Annotated in this window: 9 protein-coding genes; all 9 read left to right on the plus strand. The window is 60.1% G+C overall.

Features of this window, described 5'->3' with window-relative positions; genetic code table 11:
• Complete coding sequence (mrdA, locus tag PMI23_RS02885; RefSeq protein ID WP_007909593.1) at window positions 1–1,896, plus strand: penicillin-binding protein 2; 1,896 nt, start codon at window positions 1–3, stop codon at window positions 1,894–1,896.
• 31 nt (window positions 1,897–1,927) lie between these two features.
• Window positions 1,928–3,031, plus strand: coding sequence for a rod shape-determining protein RodA (gene rodA / locus PMI23_RS02890; protein ID WP_042704880.1), 1,104 nt, complete (start codon window positions 1,928–1,930; stop codon window positions 3,029–3,031).
• A 17-nt stretch (window positions 3,032–3,048) separates the two neighbouring features.
• Window positions 3,049–4,059 carry a lytic murein transglycosylase B gene (gene mltB / locus PMI23_RS02895; RefSeq protein ID WP_007909597.1) on the plus strand — a complete coding sequence of 337 codons (1,011 nt, stop codon included), beginning with the start codon at window positions 3,049–3,051 and terminating at the stop codon, window positions 4,057–4,059.
• Window positions 4,059–5,069: a septal ring lytic transglycosylase RlpA family protein gene (locus PMI23_RS02900; protein ID WP_007909599.1), complete on the plus strand. Its 1,011-nt coding sequence runs from the start codon at window positions 4,059–4,061 to the stop codon at window positions 5,067–5,069. Before mltB ends, PMI23_RS02900 begins: the two co-directional genes overlap by 1 nt.
• A gap of 187 nt (window positions 5,070–5,256) precedes the next feature.
• Complete coding sequence (locus PMI23_RS02905) at window positions 5,257–6,414, plus strand: D-alanyl-D-alanine carboxypeptidase family protein (protein ID WP_007909601.1); 1,158 nt, start codon at window positions 5,257–5,259, stop codon at window positions 6,412–6,414.
• An 85-nt stretch (window positions 6,415–6,499) separates the two neighbouring features.
• Window positions 6,500–6,775 carry a DUF493 domain-containing protein gene (locus PMI23_RS02910; RefSeq protein ID WP_007909603.1) on the plus strand — a complete coding sequence of 92 codons (276 nt, stop codon included), beginning with the start codon at window positions 6,500–6,502 and terminating at the stop codon, window positions 6,773–6,775.
• Window positions 6,775–7,422 (plus strand): lipoyl(octanoyl) transferase LipB, encoded by a 648-nt coding sequence (lipB, locus tag PMI23_RS02915; protein WP_007909605.1) that lies wholly within the window; start codon window positions 6,775–6,777, stop codon window positions 7,420–7,422. The genes PMI23_RS02910 and lipB overlap by 1 nt, the downstream gene beginning before the upstream one ends.
• A gap of 25 nt (window positions 7,423–7,447) precedes the next feature.
• Window positions 7,448–8,446, plus strand: a complete 999-nt coding sequence (lipA, locus tag PMI23_RS02920; RefSeq protein ID WP_162130178.1) for a lipoyl synthase — start codon at window positions 7,448–7,450, stop codon at window positions 8,444–8,446.
• Window positions 8,447–8,617: 171 nt separating this feature from the next.
• The gene (locus PMI23_RS02925) at window positions 8,618–9,565 is read left to right on the plus strand and encodes a S66 peptidase family protein (RefSeq protein ID WP_007909609.1); all 948 of its coding nucleotides are present in this window, start codon (window positions 8,618–8,620) and stop codon (window positions 9,563–9,565) included.
• The last annotated feature ends 68 nt before the right edge of the window (window positions 9,566–9,633 follow it).

Genomic DNA, 9,633 nt, shown 5'->3' on the forward strand with positions numbered 1-9,633 from the left:
ATGTCTCAGCCGATCCGCATCAAGGACCACGAAAAGGACGCACGCCTGGTGCGTAGCCGCGTCGTGTTCGGGGCCATTGCGATCATGTTGCTGATCGGCGTGCTGATCGCGCGGCTGTATTACTTGCAGGTGATCCAGTACGAGTACCACTCGACGCTCTCGGAAAACAACCGCGTCCACGTGCAGCCGATTCCGCCGACCCGTGGGTTGATTTTCGACCGCAACGGCGTGGTGGTGGCGGACAACCGTCCGAGCTTCAGCCTGAGCATGACCCGCGAGCGCTCCGGCGACTGGCAGCAAGTGCTCGACGTTATCGTCGAAGTGCTGGAGCTGACGCCTGAAGACCGGGTTATCTTCGAAAAACGCATGCGTCAGGGGCGCCGGCCGTTCGAGCCGGTGCCGATCCTGTTCGAGCTGAGCGAAGAGCAGATTGCCCGGATCGCGGTGAATCAGTTCCGCCTGCCGGGCGTGGAAGTGGTTGCACAATTGGTTCGTCACTATCCGCAGGGCGCGCATTTCGCGCATTCGGTGGGATACATGGGGCGGATCAACGAGAAAGAGCTGAAGAGCCTCGATCCGGTCAATTACAGCGGCACCCATCACATCGGCAAAACCGGCATCGAGCGTTTCTACGAGCCGGAATTGCACGGTCAGGTCGGTTACGAAGAAGTCGAGACCAACGCCCGTGGCCGCGTACTGCGAGTGCTCAAGCGCACCGATCCGATTCCCGGCAAGGACATCGTCCTGAGCCTGGACATCAAGTTGCAGGAAGCGGCCGAGGCAGCGTTGGGCGGGCGTCGTGGCGCGGTGGTTGCGCTGGATCCAAAGACCGGCGAGGTGCTGGCGATGGTCAGTCAGCCGAGCTTTGACCCGAACCTGTTCGTCACCGGCATCAGCTTCAAGGCCTACGCCGAGTTGCGTGATTCCATCGACCGGCCATTGTTCAACCGCGTGCTGCGCGGTCTGTATCCGCCGGGTTCGACGATCAAGCCTGCGGTGGCGATTGCCGGTCTTGATTCCGGTGTGGTGACGGCGTCCAGTCGAGTGTTCGACCCGGGCTACTACATGCTGCCCAACTACGATCACAAATACCGTAACTGGAACCGCACGGGCGACGGCTTTGTCGACCTCGACACGGCGATCATGCGGTCCAACGACACCTACTTCTATGACCTGGCGCACAAGCTCGGCATTGATCGGCTGTCGGCCTACATGAACAAGTTCGGCATCGGCCAGAAGGTCTCGCTGGACATGTTCGAAGAATCCCCCGGCCTGATGCCGTCCCGTGAATGGAAGCGGGCGACGCGCAAGCAGGCGTGGTTCCCCGGCGAAACCCTGATCCTCGGAATCGGCCAGGGCTACATGCAATCGACTCCGCTGCAACTCGCCCAGGCGACTGCGCTGGTCGCCAACAAAGGCATCTGGAATCGCCCGCACCTGGCCAAATCCCTCGAAGGGGTGAAGCCGGTGGACGAGAATCCGATGCCGGACATTGTCCTGCGTGATCCGTCGGACTGGACCAAGGTCAATCACGGCATGCAGCAAGTGATGCACGGCGCTCGCGGTACCGCGCGCAAAGCGGCCATCGGCGCGCAATACCGTATCGCCGGCAAATCGGGTACGGCGCAGGTCGTCGCGATCAAGCAGGGCGAGAAGTACGACCGCTCCAAGGTTCAGGAGCGTCACCGCGACCACGCCTTGTTCGTCGGTTTCGCTCCGGCCGATGACCCGCGCATCGTCGTGTCGGTGATGGTCGAGAACGGTGAGTCCGGTTCCGGCGTTGCCGCACCCGTGGTGCGTCAGGTCATGGACGCCTGGCTGCTCGATCAGGACGGACGTTTGAAGGCCGAATACGCCAGCCCAATCAGTGCGGAGGCTACGGCCCGTGATGAATAACTTTGATCGCATGCTCTCCAGTGAGGATGTGATGCGTCGCCGCGCGACGCTGCTGCAAAGACTGCATATCGATGGCCCGTTGCTGATCCTGCTGCTGATCCTCGCCGCCGGCAGCCTGTTCGTGCTGTATTCGGCGAGCGGCAAGAGCTGGGACCTGCTGGCCAAACAGGCGACCTCGTTCGGCATCGGTCTGGTGTCGATGATCGTCATCGCCCAGTTCGAGCCGCGTTTCATGGCGCGCTGGGTGCCGCTTGGTTATGTGATCGGCGTGGTGCTGCTGTTGGTGGTGGACATCATGGGCCACAACGCCATGGGCGCCACACGCTGGATCAACATCCCCGGAGTGATCCGCTTCCAGCCCTCTGAGTTCATGAAAATCCTGATGCCGGCGACCATCGCCTGGTATCTGTCCAAACGCACGTTGCCGCCGCAACTCAAGCACGTCGGCATCAGTTTGATGCTGATCGGCGTGCCGTTCATCCTGATCGTCCGCCAGCCTGATCTCGGTACTTCGCTACTGATTCTCGCGGGCGGTGCGTTCGTGCTGTTCATGGGCGGGCTGCGCTGGCGCTGGATTCTCAGCGTGCTGGCGGCGGCGATTCCAGTGTCGGTGGCGATGTGGTTTTTCATCATGCACGACTACCAGAAGCAGCGAATCCTGACCTTCCTCGACCCGGAAAGTGATCCGCTCGGCACGGGCTGGAACATCATTCAGTCGAAAGCCGCGATCGGTTCCGGCGGCGTGTTCGGCAAAGGCTGGCTACTCGGCACCCAGTCACACCTGGATTTTCTGCCGGAAAGCCACACCGACTTCATCATTGCCGTACTCGGCGAAGAGTTCGGCCTGGTGGGCATCTGTGCGCTGTTGCTGATCTATCTATTGCTGATCGGCCGAGGACTGGTGATCACCGCTCAGGCCCAGACGCTGTTCGGCAAATTGCTCGCCGGTGCGCTGACCATGACGTTTTTTGTTTACGTTTTCGTCAACATCGGTATGGTCAGTGGCCTGTTGCCGGTCGTAGGGGTGCCGTTGCCGTTCATTAGCTACGGAGGAACTTCGCTGGTGACGCTGCTGTCAGCGTTTGGGGTTTTGATGTCGATCCATACCCATCGCAAGTGGATCGCACAGGTTTGAATAAGGTGAAGAGTTCAATGCAAGTAATGCGTGGCTGGGCGACTCGATGCGCGCCGCTGGTTGGCCTGATGGGCCTGCTGGGCAGTGTGCAGGAAGCGCTGGCTGGCGAATACGAAGGCTCGCCTCAGGTGGCCGAGTTCGTCGGTGAAATGACCCGCGACTATGGTTTCGCCGGTGAGCAATTGATGGCGGTGTTCCGCGAGGCTCAGCGTAAACAGGCGATTCTCGACGCCATTTCCAGACCTGCCGAGCGCGTGAAGCAGTGGAAAGAATACCGCCCGATGTTCATCACCGACGCGCGTATCGCCCGTGGTGTGGATTTCTGGCGTCAGCACGAGGCCACTCTGGCCCGTGCCGAGCAGGAATACGGCGTACCGGCACAAGTCATCGTGTCGATCATCGGCGTTGAAACCTTTTTCGGACGTAATACCGGTAATTACCGGGTGATCGATGCCTTGTCGACGCTCGGTTTCGACTATCCTCCCCGTGCCGAATTTTTCCGCAAGGAACTGCGTGAGTTCCTGCTGCTGGCGCGCGAAGAACAGGTCGACCCATTGACCCTCAAAGGCTCGTACGCCGGGGCCATGGGCCTGCCGCAGTTCATGCCGAGCAGCTTTCGCGCGTATGCGGTGGATTTCGACGGTGACGGCCACATCAATATCTGGAACAACCCGGATGATGCGATTGGCAGCGTAGCGAGCTATTTCAAACGTCATGGCTGGGTTGCCGGTGAGCCGGTAGTCAGCCGTGCCGATGTGCGTGGCGAGCAGGTTGATGAAGGCCTGACCACCGGCATCGAGCCGACGAAAACCGTTGGAGAGTTGCGGGTGCTGGGCTGGTCAAGTCATGATGCGCTGCGCGATGATATGCCGGTGACTGCATTTCGCCTCGAAGGCGACAACGGCCCTGAATACTGGATGGGCCTGAAGAATTTCTACGCGATCACGCGTTATAACCGCAGCGTGATGTACGCCATGGCCGTACATCAACTGTCTGAACAGCTGGTACAAGCACGGGGCGTCAAGTAATGCGGGCATTGCCTAACAATAAACCCCTGAAGCTGGTGGCATTCGCTGCGTTGGCGGTATTGGTCGCCAGTTGCACGACCAGCCGTTCCCCGACGCCGAAAACCTCCAATACCGCTGTGCGAGCGCAGCCGGGTCTGGATATCAACCGCGCGCACAAAGATGGCGCGCCGTGGTGGGACGTCGATGTTTCGCGCATTCCTGATGCCACACCAACCCTGCACACCGGTCCGTACAAGGCCAACCCGTACACCGTACTGGGCAAAACCTACTTCCCGTTGCAGGAATCCAAGACCTACGTCGCCTCCGGCACGGCGTCCTGGTATGGCACCAAGTTTCACGGCCAGAACACCGCCAATGGCGAGGTTTACGACCTGTACGGCATGAGTGCCGCGCACAAGACATTGCCACTGCCAAGTTACGTTCGGGTGACCAACCTGGACAACAACCGCACGGTGATCCTGCGCGTCAACGACCGTGGGCCGTTCTATTCCGATCGCATCATCGACTTGTCGTACGCCGCCGCGAAAAAACTCGGTTACGCCGAAACCGGTACTGCGCGCGTCAAGGTTGAAGGCATCGATCCGCAGCAATACTGGGCCGCCAAGGGCCGTCCGGCACCGTTGATGCTCAACGAGCCACAGGTCGCGCAGAACAGCGCTCCGGTGATCACGGCTTCGGCTGGCACCGTCGAGCAATGGACGCCACCGCCGCAGCAACATGCCTCCGACACCGTCCCCGTGCCGATGAGTGCAAAAAAAAACGCTTCTGCAACAGCAACTGGCCAGTATCTGCAGGTGGGCGCGTTCGCCAACCCGGACGCTGCAGAACTCCTGAGGTCGAAGCTCAGCGGGATGGTGAGCGCTCCGGTGTTCATCAGTTCGATCGTGCGCAATCAGCAGACCCTGCACAGGGTGCGACTGGGGCCGATCGGCTCGCCGGGTGAAATTGCCCAGGTGCAGAACAGCGTGCGCCTGGCCAACCTTGGTTCGCCAAGTGTGGTCACCGAGTAATACGTAGAACTTGATTGACGGTTCACTTGCAGTATTGGGGGGTGAACCAGGTTGTTGGCTCGTCGAAGAACAAAAGCCCGGCAAGGGTGACTGGAGTGAGCAACTGAACACGCGATGGCTCGTTAGAAAGTCATCTGATTAAATTTTGTCCGCAAGGACAGTTTCCATTAGCGATTTCGAGAGACGGATGAACATCACCACCTTTGCCAAACGCCTGTGTCTGCTAGTCCCGCTGCTCCTCTCGCCAGCCGCCTTCGCGGCCGAGATGATGCCGTCGCCACCGCAACTGGCCGCCAAAGCCTACGTCCTGATGGATGCCAGCAGCGGCAACGTGCTGGTCGAGAACAATGGCGACCAGCGTCTGCCACCGGCCAGCCTGACCAAGCTGATGACCGCGTACATCGCGACCCTGGAAATCCGTCGTGGCCAGATCGGTGAAAACGATCCGGTGACCGTCAGCGAAAACGCCTGGCGTACCGGCGGTTCGCGGATGTTCATCAAAGTCGGCTCGCAGGTCACTGTCAGCGACCTGCTGCACGGCATCATCATCCAGTCCGGCAACGACGCCAGCGTCGCGCTGTCCGAGCACATCGCCGGCAGCGAAGACGCGTTCGCCGACCTGATGAACAAGACAGTCGCTGATCTGGGCATGACCAATTCCCACTTCATGAACCCGACCGGTCTGCCAAACCCTGAGCACTACTCGTCGGCTCACGACATGGCGATCCTGGCCCGTGCGATCATCCACGAAGACCCGGCTCACTATGCGATCTACTCGCAGAAAGAGTTCTTCTGGAACGGCATCAAGCAGCCTAACCGCAACCTGCTGCTGTGGCGCGACAAGACCGTCGACGGTCTGAAAACCGGTCACACCGATGAAGCCGGCTACTGCATGGTGTCCTCGGCTGTACGTGACGGCCAGCGCCTGATCGCCGTGGTGTTCGGCACCAACAGCGAAGTGGCTCGCGCCGCTGAAACCCAGAAGCTGCTGACTTACGGCTTCCGCTTCTTCGAAACCCAGACCTTCTATCAGAAGGGCACCGAACTGGCTCAGGCCCCGGTGTGGAAAGGCACCACCAATCAAGTCAAGGCCGGCCTGGCTGAAGACCTGACCATGACCCTGCCAAAAGGCCAGCTGAAGAAGCTCGCTGCGAGCATGACCATGAACCCGCAACTGACCGCGCCAATCGCCAAGGGCGACGTGATCGGTAAAGTCGAAGTCAAACTGGAAGACAAGGTCGTGCACAGCGCCGACCTGATCGCTCTGGATGGCGTCGAGGAGGGTGGTATCTTCCGCCGCATGTGGGATAGCATCCGTCTATTCTTCTACGGCTTGTTCAACTGATTTGTGTTGACCTGCATGGCCCCGCCCCGATCCGGTGCGGGGCCATGTGCGTTACCACGGCTTGCGCTCTAGAGGCCGTTACGCCATGACCGATACCGAAGTAAAGGCGCCAAAGATCGAATTTCCCCAGGTTGATTATCCCGTTAAGGTGATCAGCGATACCGGCGTTGGCAACAAAGACAAGATCATCGACATCGTCAAGAAACACGCGACCATCAATGATGAACGCATCGACGAGCGTCAAAGCACCAACGGCAAATACACCACCATTCAGTTGCACATCGTCGCGACCGATCAGGATCAGCTGTACAACATCAACAGCGAACTGCGGGCGACCGGCTTCGTGCACATGGTGTTGTGATGCCGGGCACGCTGGGCTTTCGTGAGCTCGGCCAGATGGCTTACGAGCCGGTCTGGCATGCCATGCAACGTTTTACCAACGAACGCGGCAGCGATGCCGCCGACGAAATCTGGCTCGTCGAACACCCACCGGTGTTCACTCAGGGCCAGGCCGGCAAGGCCGAACACCTGTTGCTACCGGGCGATATCCCGGTAGTGCAGGTCGATCGCGGCGGGCAGGTGACTTATCATGGTCCCGGCCAGTTGGTGGCCTACCTGCTGCTGGATGTACGCAAGCTGGGTTTCGGCGTGCGTGATCTGGTCAGCCGCATGGAGCTTTGCCTGATCGAACTGCTGGCCAGCTACGGGGTGACCGCAGTGGCCAAGCCAGACGCTCCCGGCGTGTACGTCGATGGAGCGAAAATCGCTTCTCTGGGTTTGCGGATTCGCCACGGTTGTTCCTTTCATGGCCTGGCCCTGAACGTGGATATGAACCTGGAACCGTTTCGACGGATTAATCCCTGCGGCTACGCCGGGCTGGCGATGACCCAGCTGAGCGACCACGCAGGATCGATTGAATTTGCCGAGGTAAGTGCCCGGCTGCGTGCGCAGCTCGTCAAACACCTCGACTATGCTGAGCAGACGACCCTGACGGGCGGAATCGACTGATATGACTACTGATGCAGTGCAAACCATGATCCCGACGCTCGACGTGACCGAGCGCCCGGCCCCGCGTCCCAAGGTAGAAGCCGGCGTCAAGCTGCGCGGCGCCGAGAAGGTTGCACGCATTCCGGTAAAGATCATTCCGACCACCGAGCTGCCGAAGAAACCTGACTGGATTCGTGTGCGCATCCCGGTTTCCCCGGAAGTCGACCGGATCAAGAGCCTGCTGCGCAAACACAAGCTGCACAGTGTTTGCGAAGAAGCGTCCTGCCCGAACCTCGGCGAGTGCTTCTCCGGTGGCACCGCGACTTTCATGATCATGGGCGACATCTGCACCCGTCGCTGCCCGTTCTGCGACGTCGGCCACGGCCGTCCGAAGCCATTGGACGTCAACGAGCCGGAAAGCCTGGCCATCGCCATCGCTGACCTTAAGCTCAAGTACGTGGTGATCACCTCGGTTGACCGCGACGACCTGCGTGACGGCGGTGCCCAGCACTTTGCCGACTGCATCCGCGAAATCCGCAAACTGTCGCCGAACGTGCAGCTGGAAACCCTGGTTCCAGACTACCGTGGTCGCATGGACGTCGCCCTGGAAATCACCGCCGCCGAGCCGCCGGATGTGTTCAACCACAACCTGGAAACCGTGCCACGTCTGTACAAGGCTGCGCGTCCGGGTTCGGATTACCAGTGGTCGCTGACCCTGCTGCAACGCTTCAAGCAGATGATGCCGCACATTCCGACCAAATCCGGCCTGATGCTGGGTCTGGGCGAGACCGACGACGAAGTCATCGAAGTCATGAAACGCATGCGCGAACACGACATCGACATGCTGACCCTGGGCCAGTACCTGCAGCCCTCGCGCAGCCACTTGCCGGTGCAGCGTTTCGTGCACCCGGACACCTTCGCCTGGTTCGCCGAGGAAGGTTACAAGATGGGCTTCAAGAACGTTGCCTCGGGCCCGCTGGTACGATCTTCGTACCATGCCGACGAGCAAGCGAAGTTGGTCAAGGCTGAGCTGCTGGGTTCCTGATCCGGCGCTGAATGAAAAACTGCCCGCCGAGGTTTAACGCCCGGCGGGCATTTTTTTGCCCGTCTTACATTCGATGCTGATTTTTCCTGCAACCTGCGGCGTGGCCGACCCTCTTCTGTTTGCCGCCGTTCCTGACTACTGTGTGTGCATGACTCACAGGGAGATCCAAGGATGACCGTTCGACCGACCCATACTCTTTGCCCACACAGAGCCGTGCCTGCACTGCCCTCGGAAGGGTTGATCGGCGTGATTGCGCCGGCGGGCCCCGGAGCTCTGGACACCGAGAAAGCGCTGCAATGGATGCGCGCCCGTGGTTATGGGCTGAAGGTGTTTCCCGGTGTTTATGAAAAGGACGGCTATCTGGCCGGCAGTGACGATATACGCCTGCGTGACCTGCACGCAGCGTTCGCTGATCCCGAGGTCGACGCGATCATTTGCCTGCGCGGCGGTTACGGTACGCCGCGCTTGCTCGACCGCATCGACTATGACCTGCTGAGCCGCAACGCCAAGCCGTTCGTCGGCTACAGCGATATCACCGCGCTGCACCTGGCTATCAGTCGATACGCAGGATTTGTGACCTTTCACGGGCCACTGCTCAACGCCGACCTGTTGGGTGACAAGGAGCCGCCGACCGTTACTTCGTTCTTCGCCATGCTGCGTGGGCAATTGAAGGCGGGGAGTGTGTTCAGCCATCCGGTGGCGTATCCGTTGACCACTGTCGAGCCTGGTATCGCGCACGGCCGATTGCTCGGCGGTAATCTGGCGATGATCGCTGCGACGTTGGGTACGCCTTACGAAATCGATGTCGAGGGGGTAATTCTGCTGATCGAGGACATCAACGAGCCGCTGTATCGCATTGATCGCTTGCTGACCCAGATGCGCCTGGCCGGCAAGTTGGCGAAGTTGCGGGGGGTGTTGGTCGGGGACATTGCCGGCGTGGATGTCGCAGCGCTGAACCGCCTGCTCAAGCAGACGTTCGAGCCTTTACGAATTCCGGTGTTGTCGGGGTGGCGCAGCGGGCATTGCGATCCGAACCTGACGTTGCCAATGGGCGCGCTGGTGCGGCTGGATGCGGGGAAGCAGGAGTTGATGCTGGAGCAGGATGTCGTCACCCGATAGTGTGTGGGTGAAGCAAAAAGATCGCAGCCTTCGGCTGCTCTTACAGGGGATTGATATTTGCCCTGTAG

This window comes from Pseudomonas sp. GM24 (assembly GCF_000282235.1).
Taxonomy (GTDB): Bacteria; Pseudomonadota; Gammaproteobacteria; order Pseudomonadales; family Pseudomonadaceae; genus Aquipseudomonas.

Coding starts and splice junctions, on each gene's coding strand:
- mrdA (WP_007909593.1), top strand. CDS start 1: ATGTCTCAGCCGATCCGCATCAAGGACCACGAAAAGGACGCACGCCTG.
- rodA (WP_042704880.1), top strand. CDS start 1,928: ATGCGTCGCCGCGCGACGCTGCTGCAAAGACTGCATATCGATGGCCCG.
- mltB (WP_007909597.1), top strand. CDS start 3,049: ATGCAAGTAATGCGTGGCTGGGCGACTCGATGCGCGCCGCTGGTTGGC.
- PMI23_RS02900 (WP_007909599.1), top strand. CDS start 4,059: ATGCGGGCATTGCCTAACAATAAACCCCTGAAGCTGGTGGCATTCGCT.
- PMI23_RS02905 (WP_007909601.1), top strand. CDS start 5,257: ATGAACATCACCACCTTTGCCAAACGCCTGTGTCTGCTAGTCCCGCTG.
- PMI23_RS02910 (WP_007909603.1), top strand. CDS start 6,500: ATGACCGATACCGAAGTAAAGGCGCCAAAGATCGAATTTCCCCAGGTT.
- lipB (WP_007909605.1), top strand. CDS start 6,775: ATGCCGGGCACGCTGGGCTTTCGTGAGCTCGGCCAGATGGCTTACGAG.
- lipA (WP_162130178.1), top strand. CDS start 7,448: ATGATCCCGACGCTCGACGTGACCGAGCGCCCGGCCCCGCGTCCCAAG.
- PMI23_RS02925 (WP_007909609.1), top strand. CDS start 8,618: ATGACCGTTCGACCGACCCATACTCTTTGCCCACACAGAGCCGTGCCT.